This window comes from Chitinophaga sp., assembly GCF_035564935.1.
Lineage (GTDB): Bacteria > Bacteroidota > Bacteroidia > Chitinophagales > Chitinophagaceae > Chitinophaga.
Genome location: NZ_DATMTE010000461.1, coordinates 1 through 17,439 on the forward strand (window position 1 = coordinate 1; position 17,439 = coordinate 17,439).

Consider the following 17,439-nt stretch of genomic DNA (forward strand, 5'->3'; position numbering starts at 1 on the left):
ACGGCTACTATCCGGCGCGATGGCTCTTCTAAATGCGGCGCAAACAATAAGTATGGCAATTTCCCCTCCGCCTCATTGGGATGGGCTTTGGGCAAGGAGAACTTCCTGAGCGACAAGGGCCGGTTAAGCGCATTGATGCTCCGGGCAAGCTGGGGTATCGTAGGTAATCAGTCCAGTGCAGGGTACTACGATTTTTCATCTACCATTAATAATTATAACTACGCTTTCGGTAACGGCGCTTACCTTACTGCCGAGCCGGCCGGACTCGGTAACCCCGACCTGAAATGGGAACAGGTGCGGCAGTGGGACCTGGGCCTCGACTTCAAAGTATTTGAAGGCCTCACCGGAACCATCGACTACTACAATAAAAGAACCAACAATATGCTGCTGCGGATCCCTATCCTGTTTGAAAGCGGCTTCTCTACGGGGCCACTTACCAACGTAGCATCCATGGCTAACTCGGGCTTCGAATTTCAACTGGAATACAACCACAGCTTTAATAAAGACCTGCGCATTAATGCCGGCGCTAACTTATCTACCCTGCATAACGAAGTGCTGAGCCTCGAAAATGAAGGCGCGCAAATATTCAACAGCCCGAATATGACCAAGGCCGGTCACCGCGTAGCGGAGTTTTACGGATATGTGTTCGACGGTATTTTTCAGAACCAGGCGGAGATCAGCAATCATGCTGCCCAACCCAACGCCGTGCCCGGCGATATCCGCTTTAAAGACCTGAATAACGATAAGGTAATTAATGACCAGGATCAAACCTTCCTCGGATCGCCCATTCCAAATATCCAGTACGGATTTAATGTGGGCGCCAATTACAAAGGCTTTGATCTGAACCTGGCATTTTTCGGAGTGAGTGGGAATAAGATTTATCAATCTTACAAATACAACACCAACGGTTTCTTTATTTCCAACTATAACATGGAACAGGAAACCCTGGGCAGATGGCATGGAGAAGGCACCAGCACTACTATTCCACGGCTTACTGCCAACGATCGCAACTTCAATTCCAGGGCTTCCAGCTACTACCTTACCAACGGCGCATATTTGCGGCTGCGCAACATTACCCTCGGGTATAATTTGCCGGACAAGCTGATGGAACGCTGGCATCTGAGTGGTATGCGTGTGTATTTAACCGGGCAAAACCTGATCACGTTTACCCATTACGATGGTTACGATCCTGAAATAGGCATCACCTTCGGTGGAAATGCAGGCACCCTGAACCTGGGGCAGGACCAGGTGAACTACCCACAACCCAAAACTATCATGGCGGGTATCAATCTCACTTTATAATGACTATTGGTATGAAATATTTACTGTTACTGATCATCGCTGCGGGAAGTCTTGCAGGATGCTCCAAATTCCTGGAGGAAGATCCAACGGCGCATCTTTCCACAGCTACTTATTATAAAACGGCAGCAGATGCAGAAGCTGCCGTGAACGCCGTGTATGCTGCTGCGCGGCCGCAAAACTTTTTCGCATTGGAAACCCGTATCGTAGTAGGCGATGTAATGTCCGACGATGCGGAGAAAGGCGGCGGCGGCGCCTCCGATGTAGCGGAAATACAACAACTGAAATTATTCACCGCCAAGCCGGACAACAGCTATGTACAGGATGCCTGGCAATATAATTATCATGGAGTATACCTGGCCAATTTAGTGTTGGATAAAGTGCCCGCCATAGCAATGAACGCAGCGGACAAAGAAAATATCCTGGCGCAGGCGCGCTTCTGGCGGGCTTATTTTTACCTGCAACTGGTGCAGCTGTTTGGCAATGTACCGTTGGTGACAGTGCCATTGGCAACGGGCGAATATAACCAGCCCCAGGTACCGGAAGCGCAGGTATGGGCGCAGATTGAAAAGGATGCCGACAGCGCCATGCAGGTGTTGCCAAAGCAATCGCAGCTGGCGGCGGATAAAAATGGAAAAGCCACTTCCGGTGCCGCTAAAACACTGCTGATGTATACGTACATGTGGCAGAAAAAGTGGACCGATGCACAACGCCTCGGGGAGGAAATAATCCAGTCGGGAGAATACACCCTGGCCCCTGATTATGCAAAAATATTCACTACCGCAGGCGAGTTCGGCACAGGCTCCATTTTTGAAATCAATATGGCTAACATTCCCGGCAAAGGAGTGGGCTCCAACATCAATCTCTGGATTAACGCAAGAAATACATGGGGTTATGGTTTCGTGGTACCATCGCCTGACCTGGTGAAAACCTACGAGCGGGGCGATCCCAGGCTGAAAGCCACGGTAATTGCCAACAACGACGTATTGCCGGATGGTTCAGTGGCTAATACTACTTCCAGTCAAACGGGATATTACAACAAGCGTTACTGGCTGCCTCCGAATGAAATTCCTTTCAATGCCGGTGGTAGCGTAGGCGACGGCCCCACCAATGAGCGGATCTTCCGTTTGGCCGTTGTAATGCTGTGGACCGCGGAAGCAGCGATTCATAATGGCAACGCAGGCAGGGCGCTGGAACTGGTGAACCAGGTGCGTCAACGCGCCCGCAAAAGCGGTGGAAATACTGATCAGACAGTGCTGCCGGACCTGACCACTGTTACGCTGGATAACATTTATCATGAAATGCGCGTGGAATCGGCCCTGGGCGAACATCTGCGTTTCAATGAACTGGTAAGAACGGGCAAGGCTGCAGCTACTTTGCCCGGTTATGCAGAAGGCACAAATAATCACCTGCCCATTCCCCTGCGTGAAATACAACTCAGTAACGGGTTGCTCAAACAGAACCCGGGGTATTGATCTGTTTTGTTTTTAAGAAAAGAAATTATGTTTATAAAGAGATATAGTATTTTATGTTACCTGCTGTTCGTGCTGTGTGGCGTTGCCGTGGCACAGCAGCAGCCCGTTCAGCTGGCAAGCGTGTTGCAGGATAGTATGGTGATCCAGCAAAACAAACCTTTCAAAGTGTGGGGCCGGGCCAGTGCAGGCAGCATGGTGGCGGTTACCGGCAGTTGGAACAACCGCACCGTAGAAGTAAAAGCCGACAGCAGTAATCAATTCATGGCAATACTGGAAGTGCAGGCAGTAAAGCCCGGCGATTTCAGCAGCTACCGGCTTACGGTTAGCAGCGCGGGAACCAGCGTGGTATTGCGTCATCTGCTGATTGGCGAAGTTTGGCTATGCAGCGGGCAGAGTAACATGCAGTTTTCCATGAAAGAAGAACTGAACCGTGACCTTGAAATTCCACTGGCGGCGCTGCCCAATGTCCGCCTGTTCAATGCCGGCTTAAATTTCAGTAATGAACCTATTGATACTATCAGCGGGAGATGGAAAGGCTGTAGTCCGCAAACAGTAAAAGATTTCAGCGCCGTGGCCTATTACTTCGGGAAAGAACTCTCCGAAAAATTGCAGGTGCCGGTTGGCATCATTTTTACCGGTATAGGGGCTTCCGGTGCGCAGGCCTATGTGCCCCGCGGCGTACTCGCTTCAGACCCGTTGCTGGATTCGGTATACCTGCAGCCTTATCTTCGAAGCCCGAAGTCGGCGGAAAAGATCAATGCAGGATTTTCCTTTGAAAAGGTAATGCGCCCGTATCTGTTATACAACGCCATGATCCATCCGTTCAGGCATTTGTCTATCCGCGGGTTTTGCTGGTACCAGGGAGAGGCCAATCACATGGAGCGCGATAGCTATACCCATCTTACCCAAACGCTGATCAAAAGCTGGAGAACACAGTTTGCCCAGGGAGAGTTGCCTTTTTATTATGTGCAGATAGCGCCGTTCTTCCACGATAAGGAAAATCCTGCACTGGCATTCGACGCCTTTTTCCGGGAAGCGCAGGAAAAGATTGCCGCGCTGAATAATACGGCCATGGTAGTAACCATGGATGTGGGCGAAGCGAAAAACCTGCATCCGAAAAATAAGAAACCCATTGGTCACCGGCTGGCGGCTACCGCCCTGAACAGGACATATGGCCAGCTGCAGGTTGATTACAATGGCCCTGCATTTCATCATGTAATTTTTGAAAAGGCCAAAGCAGTAGTGTACTTTGACCCCGAAAGCCTGGCAGGGGGCTTAAAAACAAATAATGGGCAGCCCCCGGCCTTTTTTATGCTGGCAGGCAGTGATCAGCAATTTTATCCTGCGGCTGCTACCATTTCCGGGGAAACGGTGGTGCTGCATGCCGCAAAGGTAAAACGCCCCGTAGCGGTGAGGTATGCCTTTTTCAATTACCCGGTTACCAACCTGGAAAATGGAAAAGGATTTCCGGCGCTGCCGTTCAGAACGGATCACTGGGAGGAGAAAGCAGGGAAATAGTGCCGGGTTGTTTTTTGAGGTGTGCGATGTGAACCTTTTCCAGGACTAAACATGGTTTTATATTACGTAAATCAATCCGCGAACAATTGCCCATCAGTTATGGGTTAGTGATACGCAAAGCTAACTACCTGAATCTGACCCATCACTCTGACAGGGGAGTGCAATATTGTTGTAAGGATTATTTCAGGTTACTGACAGACAATACTATCAATGGCAGCCCTTATGAAAATGCATTCGCAGAAAGAGTTAATGGCATCATCAAGCAACCAGCTCTGCCATATGACAGTGTAAAGTAAAATCAGGATTTACATGACAAACTGTAAAACAATTTCAGGATTATTTCTTAACCTGTATAGCTATTTTAGGACGAGACAGACGGTGGGGAGTGTATGCACAGTGTATGGGGAGTGTATGGGGAGTGTATGGTGACTATATGGGGAGTGTATGGTGACTGTATGGTGACTGTATAGGAAATACGACTCATAGACGAGTCCGAAGCATCCGCGAAGTATGCGGAAAGTAACAGCAACTCCACATGAACGCCAATTTAAGTGTATACCTGCCACGTGCCATTATTATCTCAAATTCAATTAATATTTCAGTTCCGCTAAATATATAATAACCCGTTCTTCATCTCCCCAAAAAAAATATAAAAAAGTAAAAAGTTCCATTACCTTTGCAAACATCAGATGATATGATGAATACAAACACTTCTCCTTTAAAACGACTCAGCCTGGCGGAAGAGGTGGCAGACCGCCTCCAGGAGCTGATTACATCCGGGAAATATGCAGTGGGACAGCAGTTGCCCACAGAACCGGAATTGATGCTGCAGTTTTCCGTAGGTCGTTCCAGCATCCGGGAGGCAGTGAAAGTACTGGCCCATCGGGGGCTGGTGCGGGTGCAGCAGGGACTGGGCACCTTTGTACTGTCGCAATCCGGTACGGGTGAAGCATTGTCGCAACGGTTGCAACGGGCTGATTTTGAAGACCTGAATGAAGTGCGTTTCCTGCTGGAAGTAAAAATTGCAGAGAAAGCTGCCATGCATCGCAACAGCAGGGATATTGAGAAAATGAAGGGATTTCTGAAAAAGCGTTTTGAATATGCGTCCAATAACCAGCTGGAACCTTGTATCCAGGCGGATATCAACTTTCACAACGCGCTGGCGGAAGCAGGTAAAAATGAAATTATGCGCGACCTGTACAGAACCGTGGCAGAGCACCTGAAAAAATCTTTCCTGTTGCGTTTTGCCAATACAGACAGTTTTGTGCGTACACAGCATTACCATGATGCGCTGCTGCAAAGCGTTATAGACAAAGATCCAAAGAAGGCGCTGGTGTGGGCAACCAAGATCAGTGACCAAAACAAATAATTTTTTTACCCTTAAACATCAGATGATCTGATCTTAAAAGAACAGAAATGGAAACAACATTAACAGAACAGCACAAAGTTGCCACACAACAGGCAGCACAAAACACGGTGCTGTCTATCCTATTGGCGTTAAGTTTTACCCACTTCCTGAACGACACGATGCAGTCGCTCATTCCTGCCATGTATCCTGTACTCAAGGATTCGCTTAAATTAAATTTCACACAGGTAGGGTTAATCACCCTTACGTTCCAGATGTCGGCATCCCTGCTGCAGCCGCTGGTGGGCCTGTATACCGATAAAAAACCGCAACCTTATTCACTGGCTGTTGGTATGGGCTTCACGCTGATCGGGCTGGTATGTTTATCATTGTCGCACAACTTCCCGATGGTATTGGTATCTGTGGGACTGGTAGGTGTGGGTTCCGCGGTATTTCACCCCGAAGCATCACGACTGGCGCATATGGCCTCCGGCGGTAAACATGGTATGGCGCAATCGCTGTTCCAGGTAGGCGGCAACGCCGGCAGTTCCCTGGGACCGCTGCTGGCGGCCATGGTAATTGTTCCCTTTGGGCAGTTTCATGTCATCTGGTTTTCTGTAGCCGCCTTGCTGGCTATCGTGGTAATGCTGAACATCAGCAAGTGGTATCTTTCCAACACCCACCGTATTAAACCGAAAAAGGTGGCACTGGAGCTGGACAGGCCAAAGCTGTCCAACTCCACGGTCATATTTTCACTGGGTATCCTGTTGGTGCTGATCTTCTCCAAATACTTCTACATGGCCAGTATGACCAGCTACTATACCTTTTACCTGATGGACCGTTTCCATATTTCCACGCAGGCATCGCAGGTATACCTGTTCATCTTCCTGTTTGCCGTAGCTGCGGGTACTTTTATCGGCGGCCCTGTGGGCGACCGCATCGGCCGTAAATATGTGATCTGGATCTCCATCCTCGGCGTAGCGCCGTTTTCCTTACTGCTGCCGCATGCCACCCTGTTCTGGACCGCTGTGCTCAGTGTATTCATTGGCGTTATACTCTCCTCCGCATTTTCCGCGATCCTTGTTTATGCACAGGAACTGGTGCCGGGTAAAGTAGGCATGATTGCCGGATTATTCTTTGGCCTTGCCTTTGGTATGGCCGGTGTAGGCTCTGCACTGCTGGGCCGCCTGGCAGATGCCACCAGTATTGCCTATGTATACCAGGTTTGTGCGTATCTTCCATTAATAGGACTCCTTACCGGTTTCCTTCCCAATCTTGAGAAAAAGAAATAGCAGCATTCAGCGGAGGCGCAGGCCTCCGCTGAATTGGTATACATTCGCACCCTAAAACAATACTTATGTGGAAAGGCATACTGCTTGTGCTGCTTGGCGCATGCAGCTTTGGGATTTTATCAACGATCGTTAAATCGGGTTATCAGCAGGGTTATACTTTAGGCGAATTATGCAGTGTGCAGGCGGGATTCGGAATGGTGGCGCTATGGATCATCCACGCGCTTTCCGGTAAAAGAACGGTGGGATTGGGCAACAAGGCTGCCCGTGCCTGCTTTCTCCTGGGCAGTTCTACCGGAATGGTAAGCATCACTTATTACCAGAGTGTACAATATATCCCTGCCAGTATTGCCATTATTTTACTGATGCAGTTTACCTGGATGAGTATGCTGGCAGAATGGATCCTCTATAAAAAACGTCCCTCGCCCGTACAGTGGGTGGCTGTATTTTTTATTCTTGCCGGCACCTTGCTGGCGGGAGGTTTGTTTAACTACGGTCATACCACCCCGAACTGGAAGGGTATTGGTTTTGGCCTGCTGGCCGCCATGTGCTATACCGTTTTTATTGTGGTAAGCGGCCGTGTAGCCGCTTCATTAGGCCCTGTGCTGAAAAGCGCCTGGATTGTTACCGGGGCATTTGTGCTTATCAGCCTCATTTTCCCGCCGGTGTACCTCTATAACGGCCGTTTTACCGACACCAGCCTGTGGATATGGGGCATTCCCCTCTCCCTTTTTGGTACGGTGCTGCCGCCTTTCCTTTTTTCAAAGGGAATGCCCCAAACAGGCGTATCGCTGGGCGCCATCCTCAGTGCCGCCGAGCTGCCGGTAGCCATGCTGGCGGCCACCATTTTCCTGCATGAACCCGTATCCTCTCTCCAGGTACTGGGCGTAGCCATCATATTAGGAGCTATTGCCATGGCAAATCTGAAACGGCGGAAATGAAAACCCATGAGGTGTTTTTTTTATTTATCTTTGCTCCCTCATTAGTGATTTACGAACTGTTTTTTCATGAAAGCATTTAATTTTTTTATTCTATATCGCCTTCCGATCGGCATCCTGTTATTGGCAGGCGGTATTGCACTGGGCCTTACTATTGGCTGGTGGGAAGCCACTATTGTGCTGGTGCTGGCATTGGTGTGTTTGGTAACGCATGTGATGTTTGGTCCTATGAGGATAGTACAGGAAGCCGTGGAAGCCGGCGACATTGAAAGGGCTACCGCCCTGATGAACCAGGTAAAGTTCCCTAAACTGCTGTACAAACCGATCCGCTCTGTATATTATTTTATGCAAAGCAACATGGCCATGTACTCTAACGACCTCGATAAAGCTGAAGCCACCATACGCCAGAGCATTAACTCCGGCAGCCCCATGAAGGAATATGAGGGGATGCAGTATTTTCAGCTGGGTACTATCGCCTATCAGAAAAATGACCTGAAAACGGCTGACCAGAACCTGAAAATAGCGATGCGCAAAGGCCTGCCGGACAAGGAAAACTCGGCTGCGGCCCTGTTAACCCTGGCTTCCATTGCCATGAGCCGCCGCGACTTCAAATCGGCCAAAGAATACTTCCGCAGGGCAAAAGCTCAAAAGCCTACCACTGCGCAGATCGTAAGCCAGATCAAAGAAATGGATAAATATATTTCCCGGATGCCGGGATAAGCAATCTGCTCCGGCAGTTTGCCTCAGAAAATGCAGTGGCGATGAAGTAACCTACTTTTGTCCCCGCTGCATTTTTATTTTATAAATCGCTAATCAACATTTTGCGGATGCAATTAAAAATTTACACGTCCCTTTTCTTATCTGCCGCACTGTATACTGCTGCTGCCGCACAGGATACCAGCCGTATCAACCAGCTGAACGAAATCACTGTTACTGCCGCCAAAGGCCCGCAGAAGGCCGGTGAAACCGGTAAGGTAGTTACCATCCTTTCACATGAATACCTGCAGCGCAACAGCGGCAGGAGCATTGCCGGCATCCTGAACCAGCAAACCGGCCTGATCATCAACGGCGCTGAAAACAACCCCGGCACTGTACCCAATGTGTATATGCGCGGGGCTTCCACCGGCAATACCCTTATCCTGGTAGACGGCCTCCCGGTAAGCGATGCCTCCCAGATCAATAACACCTTTGATCTCAACTTCATTACCCCCGACCAGGTAGAGCGGATCGAAATACTCCGTGGCAGCCAGTCCACCCTCTATGGCTCCAATGCCGTAGCAGGTGTGATCAATATCATTACCCGCAAAACCGGTGATAAAAAATTTGGCGCAGGCGCCACCGTCAGCTATGGCAGCTACCACGATTTCCAGGGAAATGTAAATGTACATGGCAACATTAACCGGTTCTCCTACCTGTTAAGCTACAAACATGAAAACACCAAGGGTTTCTCCGATGCCTACGACTCCACCCGCAAAGCAGGGTTTGATAACGACGGTTTCCGGCAACATAACGTTTTTGCCAAACTGGGGCTTACTGCGGGGAAACGCTGGAATTTCGGCTACCTGTTCAATTTCAGCAATTATCACCACGACCTGGACGAGGGCGGCTACAAAGACGAAACGGATTATAACGGTAAGTCAAAATACCTGCTCAATGGCTTCAACAGCGAATACCGCTTTAAAAACGGGTCCTGGCACGTTTTGTACAGCTACCAGCACACCAACCGGGAAATACTGAACGACTCCGGTTATGTGGGCGTGGGCGCCTATGCGCGGTACGACAGCTCCCTGTTCACCTCCAACATCCACCAGGTGGAGAGTTATGTGAACCTTGACCTGAGCAGCCGGGTCAGGCTGATCGGAGGCGCCGCCTATAACCGCGCAGCCACCAACCAGGAAGATTTCCTGGAAAGCACTTACACCCCGGGGGTAATTATTCCCAGCAAGTTATCGCCCGACAGTTCCCATACCAGCCAGATCAGCGTGTATGCCTCGTTCCTGTTACATAACATGAATGGCTTTAACCTGGAAGTAGGTGGCCGGTTCAATCACCATAGCCTGTATGGTAATAACCAAACCTTCTCCATTAATCCATCTTACCTGATCAATCCCAACCATAAGGTATTTATCAATATTTCTTCCGCCTACATGGTTCCCTCCCTGTACCAGTTATATGCCACCGGTTATGGTAACCGGGACCTGAAGCCGGAAACCACTACCAATTATGAGGCAGGCTACCAGGCCAATGTAGCTAACGGCAAAGTGGATTTCCGGGTAACCGGTTTTGCCCGCAATACCCGCGACCTGGTGATCTTTTACTTTGATCCCGTTACCTTTTTCAGCCAGTACCGGAATGCCAACAAACAAAAGGCATATGGCGCCGAAGCGGAAGTTACCTGGCGCATTACCAGAAAGCTGCAGCTAACGGCCAATTATACCTATGTGGATGGCCGTATTACCGTAAACCAGGATGGTAAGGATTCTTCTTACTACAACCTGTACAGGATCCCGAAACACGCCCTGAATGCCACTTTAAGCTACCAGGCCACCCGGGCGCTGTATGTATCGGCCACCGCTAAATACATCGATAAGCGTTTTGAGGGAGCTAATCCGATGGGGGATTATTATACCGTGGATTTATATGGTGAATATAAATTTGGTAACTTGCTTAAAATTTTCGCCGGTTTCAGAAATATTACAGATTATCAGTATTTTGATATTTCGGGTTATAATTCACGCCGGTTTAATTTTAATACCGGTATCGTATTTAATTTGTAAACATTAAAATCAATATAATGTCTTTAAAGAATCTTAATCCACGATTTGGTGTGTTGCTGCTTTTTATCCTGGCAGCAGGTGTAATACGTATCGTGTTGGGATCAGATGCTACCATGCAACCAATCGCTATGTTTACCCCGGTAGGTGCTATGGCTTTATTCGGCGGCGCTTCTTTTTCACAAAAATGGAAATCGTACGCCTTCCCTTTACTGACGCTGTTCGTTAGCGACATTATCCTGATACAGGTTTTTCATAAGCAATTTGCGGAAGGCTTGCTGTACAGGGGTTGGGTATGGAATTACGCCAGCTTTGTGCTGATTGTATTACTGGGTCAGCTTTTGATCAAAAAAGCAAGTGTGGCCAACATCCTGATGGGCTCTGCAGGCGCAGCGCTCCTGCACTTCCTGGTGTCTAACTTCGGCGTGTGGATCAGCGGTTCCACCAACATGCTTACAGGTTTGCCATATACCAAAGATGCTGCAGGATTAGCCAGCTGCTATATCCAGGCAATTCCTTATATGTGGTATGTGCTGGTGGGTAATATTGTTTACTGCAGCATTTTCTTTGGCAGCTTTGAACTGGTTAAACGCAGACTGCGTTTTGCACAATAGTATTTTTATATTTGTTTTTAGAGATTTGGAGCTTGGGCAGATGAACACATTTGCCCGACTCTGAATCTCTAAATTTATTATAGGGGATTTCATTATTTTTCTCTCTTCTGCATAGCATTTCTGTATTAGCACCCTGGCTACAGTTTTACTGTAATACCCATACGAAAACAAGACATACGAAAATAAATCACGACACATGCGCAGCATTTCACGCAAATTTCAGGTTTCCTTTATTGCAGCAGTATTCGCTATTGCAGGATTAGCCTCCTGCTCTAAAGATAACCAGGCAGAAGTAATTGTACCACGGATAGTGAGCCCGGGGTTGAAAGACGGTAATGATACCATTTTTATTGGCGACAGCCGTGTATTGAGCCCGCAACTGGCAGAAGTAAAAGATCCTACTTTCCTCTGGCTGGTAAACGGCGTACAGGTAAGTACCGATTCTACCTATACTTTCAACGCAACAGCAAAAGGTGATTATACTATCTCCTATAAAATAATTTCCGGCAATGCACTGGCAACCTTCTTTTACCGTATCAAGGTGCTGGGCAAATTTGAAAATGGATTTTTCCTGGTAAATGAAGGCTGGTTTGGCCATGGCCCCGGAGATGTGAATTTTTACCGGAACGGGGAAGATTCCGTTTACCAAGATGTGTTTCAACGAACCAATCCAGGTAAAACATTAGGTACCACTACCGGTTACGGCGCTATTTACAATAATAAAATGTACCTGGTATCCAAACAGGGCGCCTTCGTGGTAGTAGATCCCGGCACCATGAAAGAAACAGGCCGTATTGACCAGCTTCCCGCAGCAGGCAACTCTTTTTGCGGTATAAACAGCAGCACCGGCTTAATAGGCACTGCCGATGGCGTGTATCCCGTTAACCTGCAAACACTGGCTGTAGGCAGTAAACTGGCTGGTGTAAGCGGCCAGGTAGGCGGTATGCTTACTGCTGAAGGTTATGTACTGGTAATGTCGCAATCGCAGGGTATAGTAGCATTAAACAACACCGACCTGAGCGTAGCCAAAGTACTGGGCTCCGCAGATGTAGGCTTTACCCGTACACCGGATGGTACCGTTTGGGCTGCCCGCAATAACATGCTGTTTGCCATTAATGCCAACAACCTGGCAATAGATACCGTTACGGTTCCCTTCCCGGTATATGGCTCCTGGGGCGCATGGAATGCGGGAATGCTGAGCGCATCTACCACAGAAAATGCGGTATTCATCGGCAAAACAAATTCATGGGGCGCCGGCGGTACGGAAGTATACAAATATGCAGTTGGTAACGCTAATTCCCTGAACACACCATTTGTAACCATTCCGGCCGGACGTGAAATGTATGGCACAGGGGTAAGATATAACCCGGGTAACAATACCATTGTGGTAACAGATGTGAAATCAGGTTATGGCGATAACTATAAAAACAATACGCTGTACATCTACGATGCCAGCAGCGGCGGGCTGAAGAAAAGTGTGAACTATACAGGCTTCTTCTTCACATCAATGCCGTTATTTAACTAATAGTTCGGGTGGCCTGTTTTTGATAAAAACAGGCCACCCGAACAAGGCTAAAAGCTTTTCTATGCTACATTTAATTACAGGCGGCGCCCGTTCGGGTAAAAGCAGGTACGCACAGGAGCTGGCCTTATCACAAAGCGCTCACCCTATATATGTGGCTACCGCCAAAGTATGGGACGATGATTTTGCACAGCGCATACAGCGGCATAAAGAGGAAAGAGGAGCTGCGTGGGTGAACTATGAAGAGGAGCTGTATGTAAGCCGCCTTCCGCTGGACGGGCACACTGTAGTGATCGACTGCATCACCCTCTGGCTTACCAACTTTTTTACTACACACGATTATCATACCGGCAATACACTGCAGGCCATACAGGCGGAAATACATGCCATTCACCAGAAGGCAGGCAATTTTATTATTGTGACCAACGAAATTGGAATGGGTGTTCATGCTGAAACCGAAGCCGGTCGCAAGTTTACCGACTTACAGGGTTGGGTGAACCAATATACGGCACGTATATCCGGTACCGTTACACTAATGGTGTCGGGCATCCCGGTTGTAATTAAAAAAGAAAATCCCTCATGATGAATGATATCCGTATACTACCTGTATCTACCGAACTGAAAGCCGCTTTGCAGGATAAGATAGATCAAAAGACCAAGCCGCCCGGTTCATTGGGAAAGCTGGAAGGAATTGCCCTGCAGGCGGGGCTGGTACAAAATACACTGAGCCCGTCTGTAAAAAATCCCGCTATCATTGTATTTGCAGGAGATCACGGCATTGCTGCCGATGGGCAGGTAAATCCTTTTCCACAAGCCGTTACCGCTCAAATGGTATATAACTTCCTGAACGGTGGTGCAGCGATCAATGTATTTTGCAGGCAGCACCAGCTGGACCTTACCGTAGTAGATGCGGGAGTAAATCATGTGTTTGCACCGCATCCGCAGCTGAAAGACCGCAAAATGGGTATGGGCACACAAAATTTCCTGCATATGCCGGCCATGTCGCTGGATCAGTGCAAACTGGCCATGCAGGCGGGCGCCGCTGAAGTGAAACTGCTTTTCGAAAAAGGATGTAACGTAGTGGGATTCGGGGAAATGGGCATTGGTAATACCTCTGCCGCATCGCTGCTCATGAGTCATTTTACCGGCATACCTATAGCCGAATGCACCGGCGCCGGCACCGGCAGCAATACACAGCAGCTAACGCAAAAAAAGGCCATCCTGCAGCAGGTAATGACTAAACATGGCTCTCCTGCCTCGCCGGAACAGGCCCTGGCTACATTTGGCGGCTTTGAAATTGCCATGATCTGTGGCGCTATCCAACAGGCGGCAGCCCTTAACATGCTGGTGGTGATAGATGGTTTTATTGTAACCGCCGCTTTACTGGCTGCCACACAAATGCAGCCCAGTGTAAAAGATTATTGCATTTTTGCCCATTGCTCCGAAGAAAAAGGCCATAAAGCGATGCTGCAACATCTTGAAGTATCACCTTTATTACAAATGGATATGCGTTTGGGAGAAGGTACCGGCGCCGCACTGGCCATTCCCCTGATCAGAAGTGCGGTAGCCTTTCTGGAAGAAATGGCCAGTTTTAACAGTGCACAGGTATCAAACCGTTCGATATGAAAAAACAGTGGCAGCTACTGCTCACCGCTATCATGTATTATACGCGTATACACGTTCCCGTTAGTGCTTCCTGGTCTCCGGAAATGCTCAGCAAGGCTACCCGCTATCTTCCGCTCATAGGATGGATAACAGGCATTATTATGACAGGCGTGCTGTATGTACTGGGCACTATTGCGCCACCGATGGTGAGCATATTGCTGGCCATTATCGCAGGGGTATGGGTTACCGGCGCTTTTCATGAAGACGGATTTGCAGATATGTGCGATGGTTTCGGCGGCGGGTGGACCAAGGAAAAGATCCTGGAGATCATGAAAGACAGCCGTATAGGCACTTACGGTATGCTGGGCCTGTTGCTGATCATGACCCTGAAATACCTGTCGCTCCGCGAGCTGTCGCTGTACAAAGTGATGCTGACAGTTATAAGCGCACAACCATTGAGCCGCTTTATGGCTGTAACGGTAATATATACTCATAAGTATGTGCGTGAAAACGACGATAGTAAGGCCAAACCTATTGCCCGGGGCATTACCCTGCGCGACCTGTGGATAGCCGCTTTATGGGGCTTTATTCCTTTTATTGCAGTCATGATTTACCTGCAGAACTACACCCTGCTGCTTACCATTCCGGCCCTGGTATTAGCCCGCTGGTATATGGTACGGCTCATGCAGAAGTGGATAGGCGGCTATACAGGCGATTGCCTGGGCGCGGTACAACAGGTATCGGAAACTGTTATTTATTTATGCTTTTGTATTCTTACATGGAAATATATCTGATCCGGCATACTACACCGGCAATAGAAAGTGGTATTTGTTACGGTGCATCCGATGTGGATGTAGCTGGCAGTTTTGACGCCGAGGCGGCCCGGATAAAGCCCTTGCTCCCGGCAGCGCCGCTGGCTGTATATACCAGCCCGCTGCAACGCTGTGAAAAGCTGGCAGCCGCATTATTCGGCGCCGATTATATTAAAGACGACAGGCTAAAAGAAATGAACTTTGGTAACTGGGAAATGCTGCCCTGGGACAATATCAGCAAAAATGCCCTGAGTAAATGGGCAGATAACGTGGTGTTTGAGCATATTCCCGGCGGAGAAAGCTATGAAGAGCTGTATAACCGGAGTATATCAGTTTTGGAAGAAATAACCGCCACAGGAAAAGATACGGTGCTGGTTACGCATGGCGGGGTGATCCGCTGTATAGTGGCCCATGTGACCGATACTCCGCTTGTGGATGCGTTCGATATTTCCGTGGATTATGGTCATATTTCGCATTTACGGGTAGAAAACGGGGAGGTAAAAGTGATAATTTCTAATCTGTAAATAGCTGTCTTTAAACGAATTATATTAAAATTTTTAAATATCTCCCTAAAAAACAAAAAAACTGGTAATTCGTGCTAACTTTATGTTTGCATATACCGTATATAAAAGCACACAATAAAATCTGTTATAATGACAACATCTTTTCTGAATATCCCGCTTTTGTTTTTGCAGGAGATAGGTATCAAAGAATTACTGCTGATAGCATTGGTAGTACTGTTATTGTTTGGTGGTAAGAAGATACCTGAGCTGATGCGTGGTTTGGGTAGCGGCATTCGTGAGTTTAAAGATGCCAAAGATGAACCAGGCAAAAAAGGAACTAAAGCCGACGCGTCTGACGCCAAAGCGAACTAAATTCCTGTTATAAAAACAAAAGGCAAATTGCGCATTCAGCATGCACGATTTGCCTTTTTTTATGCGTTTACAACCCGCTTTGTCAGGCTGCGATCTGTACCTCATCCAGGTTTGAAGTACTTTTATTGTTCACTGATTCAAATCTTTTTTTAAAATACCAGGCAGAAGCCAGCATCATCACTATACCCGTAACTGATACGCCCAATACCGCATCTGTAAAAAACTGGCTCCACGATAAAGCAACTCCACCGAAGTTCTTGAACAACATCACCAGCACGCTTCCCAGGTAGCCAAAAGAATCCGCCACATAAATGATAAAGCCCACATTGCTTACGTATTTAAATACAGCGATCAGTCTTTCAAAGAAAATGCAATTAAATGGAATATACCCCATATACAGGCCCAATCCCGTTAAAGTCATCCACCATACCGGGTCCAGCCGGTGTTGCTTATATAACAAAGTGCTGATGAGCGCCACCAGGAACCCGGTGATCACAATAAAATGATTCAGCATAAACGCGTGAAAATTATTCTTCACAAATACCAGCAATCCCATGATCACAATAATGGCCAGGGAAACAGGAATTTCCGTTTGCGTAAAAATGCCCGCTACGGAGCCATAGCCCAGGTCCTTCCAGATATCTGCCGCAAAATTATCCCGCATGTCTCTCAATACCGTGAGCAATACGTAACTGGCAATGAGTAATACCAGTCCCGGTAAAAAGGTATGGAGAAATGTTTTCCTTTCCTGTTTATTCATAGGCGCACGGCGCGTTCTCAATTGCTCATCCGCGGCCGAAGGTGGCGGGATCTGTTCCAGTAACAAAATACAAACGAGGATGGGCACAATAAATACCAGCCCGGTGATAAAAGGCATCCAGTATTCCGTTACATGCCAGCTCACCACCGTCATTTTACCTACCGATTTTACAAACCCGGAAGAAAAAATAAAGCTCACAGATAACACGGCTCCCATAAACTCCGTACTACGCCGGCCTTCCAGGTAACTGAACACCAATCCCCAGATCATACCCAGCGGAAACCCGTTGAGAAAAAGGAACACAATGTTATACGGCGCCGGCACTATTGCGAAACCCAGTAAAGCCAGCCATGATATACCTATCAGCATCATAATACTCTGCGCCCGTTTATTCCCTCTCATTTCTGCAATAAAACGGATGCCGTAAAACTTACTGCAGGCATAACCAATTGTTTGTGTAATTACCAGCCAGATCTTATAATCAATGCCCAGGAAAGTTACGCCCTCGAAAATGCCCGCTGTAAACGGCTTCCGGAAAGCATACATGCAGGAATATGTACCAAAGGCCACCAGGGCAGCATACAGTGAAAAAGTAAAATGATGTGCATGCTGC

16 protein-coding genes and 1 pseudogene are annotated in these 17,439 nt (G+C 48.1%); 16 read left to right on the plus strand and 1 reads right to left on the minus strand.

The window, feature by feature from the left end; genetic code table 11:
- From VN105_RS11875 to tatA, 16 genes and pseudogenes are all read left to right on the plus strand, one after another.
- A partial coding sequence (locus VN105_RS11875) for a SusC/RagA family TonB-linked outer membrane protein (RefSeq protein ID WP_325641099.1) occupies positions 1–1,302 on the plus strand: 1,302 nt, incomplete at its 5' end.
- Positions 1,303–1,313: 11 nt separating this feature from the next.
- The gene (locus VN105_RS11880) at positions 1,314–2,774 is read left to right on the plus strand and encodes a RagB/SusD family nutrient uptake outer membrane protein (protein WP_325641101.1); all 1,461 of its coding nucleotides are present in this window, start codon (positions 1,314–1,316) and stop codon (positions 2,772–2,774) included.
- Positions 2,775–2,801: 27 nt separating this feature from the next.
- Entirely contained in the window at positions 2,802–4,292 is a 1,491-nt protein-coding gene (locus VN105_RS11885; protein WP_325641103.1) for a sialate O-acetylesterase, read from the plus strand.
- A 140-nt stretch (positions 4,293–4,432) separates the two neighbouring features.
- Positions 4,433–4,555: pseudogene (locus VN105_RS11890) on the plus strand (IS3 family transposase); the annotation flags it as partial.
- Between the two features lie 431 nt (positions 4,556–4,986).
- Positions 4,987–5,661, plus strand: coding sequence for a FadR/GntR family transcriptional regulator (locus VN105_RS11895; protein ID WP_325641105.1), 675 nt, complete (start codon positions 4,987–4,989; stop codon positions 5,659–5,661).
- Between the two features lie 47 nt (positions 5,662–5,708).
- Positions 5,709–6,929 carry an MFS transporter gene (locus tag VN105_RS11900; RefSeq protein ID WP_325641107.1) on the plus strand — a complete coding sequence of 407 codons (1,221 nt, stop codon included), beginning with the start codon at positions 5,709–5,711 and terminating at the stop codon, positions 6,927–6,929.
- A 65-nt stretch (positions 6,930–6,994) separates the two neighbouring features.
- Positions 6,995–7,867: a DMT family transporter gene (locus tag VN105_RS11905; protein WP_325641108.1), complete on the plus strand. Its 873-nt coding sequence runs from the start codon at positions 6,995–6,997 to the stop codon at positions 7,865–7,867.
- A gap of 66 nt (positions 7,868–7,933) precedes the next feature.
- Positions 7,934–8,584, plus strand: coding sequence for a hypothetical protein (locus VN105_RS11910; protein ID WP_325641109.1), 651 nt, complete (start codon positions 7,934–7,936; stop codon positions 8,582–8,584).
- 107 nt (positions 8,585–8,691) lie between these two features.
- A complete protein-coding gene (locus VN105_RS11915; protein ID WP_325641111.1) occupies positions 8,692–10,641 on the plus strand; it encodes a TonB-dependent receptor plug domain-containing protein in 1,950 nt (649 codons plus the stop codon).
- Positions 10,642–10,658: 17 nt separating this feature from the next.
- Positions 10,659–11,252 (plus strand): DUF6580 family putative transport protein, encoded by a 594-nt coding sequence (locus VN105_RS11920; protein ID WP_325641112.1) that lies wholly within the window; start codon positions 10,659–10,661, stop codon positions 11,250–11,252.
- A gap of 196 nt (positions 11,253–11,448) precedes the next feature.
- Positions 11,449–12,777, plus strand: a complete 1,329-nt coding sequence (locus VN105_RS11925) for a DUF5074 domain-containing protein (protein WP_325641113.1) — start codon at positions 11,449–11,451, stop codon at positions 12,775–12,777.
- 61 nt (positions 12,778–12,838) lie between these two features.
- Entirely contained in the window at positions 12,839–13,357 is a 519-nt protein-coding gene (locus VN105_RS11930; protein WP_325641115.1) for a bifunctional adenosylcobinamide kinase/adenosylcobinamide-phosphate guanylyltransferase, read from the plus strand.
- Complete coding sequence (gene cobT / locus VN105_RS11935; RefSeq protein ID WP_325641117.1) at positions 13,354–14,400, plus strand: nicotinate-nucleotide--dimethylbenzimidazole phosphoribosyltransferase; 1,047 nt, start codon at positions 13,354–13,356, stop codon at positions 14,398–14,400. Before VN105_RS11930 ends, cobT begins: the two co-directional genes overlap by 4 nt.
- Positions 14,397–15,173, plus strand: coding sequence for an adenosylcobinamide-GDP ribazoletransferase (locus VN105_RS11940; RefSeq protein ID WP_325641119.1), 777 nt, complete (start codon positions 14,397–14,399; stop codon positions 15,171–15,173). The genes cobT and VN105_RS11940 overlap by 4 nt, the downstream gene beginning before the upstream one ends.
- Entirely contained in the window at positions 15,158–15,715 is a 558-nt protein-coding gene (cobC, locus tag VN105_RS11945) for an alpha-ribazole phosphatase (protein ID WP_325641121.1), read from the plus strand. The genes VN105_RS11940 and cobC overlap by 16 nt, the downstream gene beginning before the upstream one ends.
- Before the next feature lie 129 nt (positions 15,716–15,844).
- Positions 15,845–16,066, plus strand: a complete 222-nt coding sequence (gene tatA, locus VN105_RS11950; protein WP_142684874.1) for a twin-arginine translocase TatA/TatE family subunit — start codon at positions 15,845–15,847, stop codon at positions 16,064–16,066.
- A gap of 82 nt (positions 16,067–16,148) precedes the next feature.
- Here the strand turns inward: tatA and VN105_RS11955 are convergent.
- A partial coding sequence (locus VN105_RS11955) for a DUF5690 family protein (protein WP_325641124.1) occupies positions 16,149–17,439 on the minus strand: 1,291 nt, incomplete at its 5' end.

Bases quoted from the DNA above. Each gene is read 5' to 3' on its own strand.
- VN105_RS11880 (WP_325641101.1), top strand. From the start codon at position 1,314: ATGAAATATTTACTGTTACTGATCATCGCTGCGGGAAGTCTTGCAGGA.
- VN105_RS11885 (WP_325641103.1), top strand. From the start codon at position 2,802: ATGTTTATAAAGAGATATAGTATTTTATGTTACCTGCTGTTCGTGCTG.
- VN105_RS11895 (WP_325641105.1), top strand. From the start codon at position 4,987: ATGATGAATACAAACACTTCTCCTTTAAAACGACTCAGCCTGGCGGAA.
- VN105_RS11900 (WP_325641107.1), top strand. From the start codon at position 5,709: ATGGAAACAACATTAACAGAACAGCACAAAGTTGCCACACAACAGGCA.
- VN105_RS11905 (WP_325641108.1), top strand. From the start codon at position 6,995: ATGTGGAAAGGCATACTGCTTGTGCTGCTTGGCGCATGCAGCTTTGGG.
- VN105_RS11910 (WP_325641109.1), top strand. From the start codon at position 7,934: ATGAAAGCATTTAATTTTTTTATTCTATATCGCCTTCCGATCGGCATC.
- VN105_RS11915 (WP_325641111.1), top strand. From the start codon at position 8,692: ATGCAATTAAAAATTTACACGTCCCTTTTCTTATCTGCCGCACTGTAT.
- VN105_RS11920 (WP_325641112.1), top strand. From the start codon at position 10,659: ATGTCTTTAAAGAATCTTAATCCACGATTTGGTGTGTTGCTGCTTTTT.
- VN105_RS11925 (WP_325641113.1), top strand. From the start codon at position 11,449: ATGCGCAGCATTTCACGCAAATTTCAGGTTTCCTTTATTGCAGCAGTA.
- VN105_RS11930 (WP_325641115.1), top strand. From the start codon at position 12,839: ATGCTACATTTAATTACAGGCGGCGCCCGTTCGGGTAAAAGCAGGTAC.
- cobT (WP_325641117.1), top strand. From the start codon at position 13,354: ATGATGAATGATATCCGTATACTACCTGTATCTACCGAACTGAAAGCC.
- VN105_RS11940 (WP_325641119.1), top strand. From the start codon at position 14,397: ATGAAAAAACAGTGGCAGCTACTGCTCACCGCTATCATGTATTATACG.
- cobC (WP_325641121.1), top strand. From the start codon at position 15,158: ATGGAAATATATCTGATCCGGCATACTACACCGGCAATAGAAAGTGGT.
- tatA (WP_142684874.1), top strand. From the start codon at position 15,845: ATGACAACATCTTTTCTGAATATCCCGCTTTTGTTTTTGCAGGAGATA.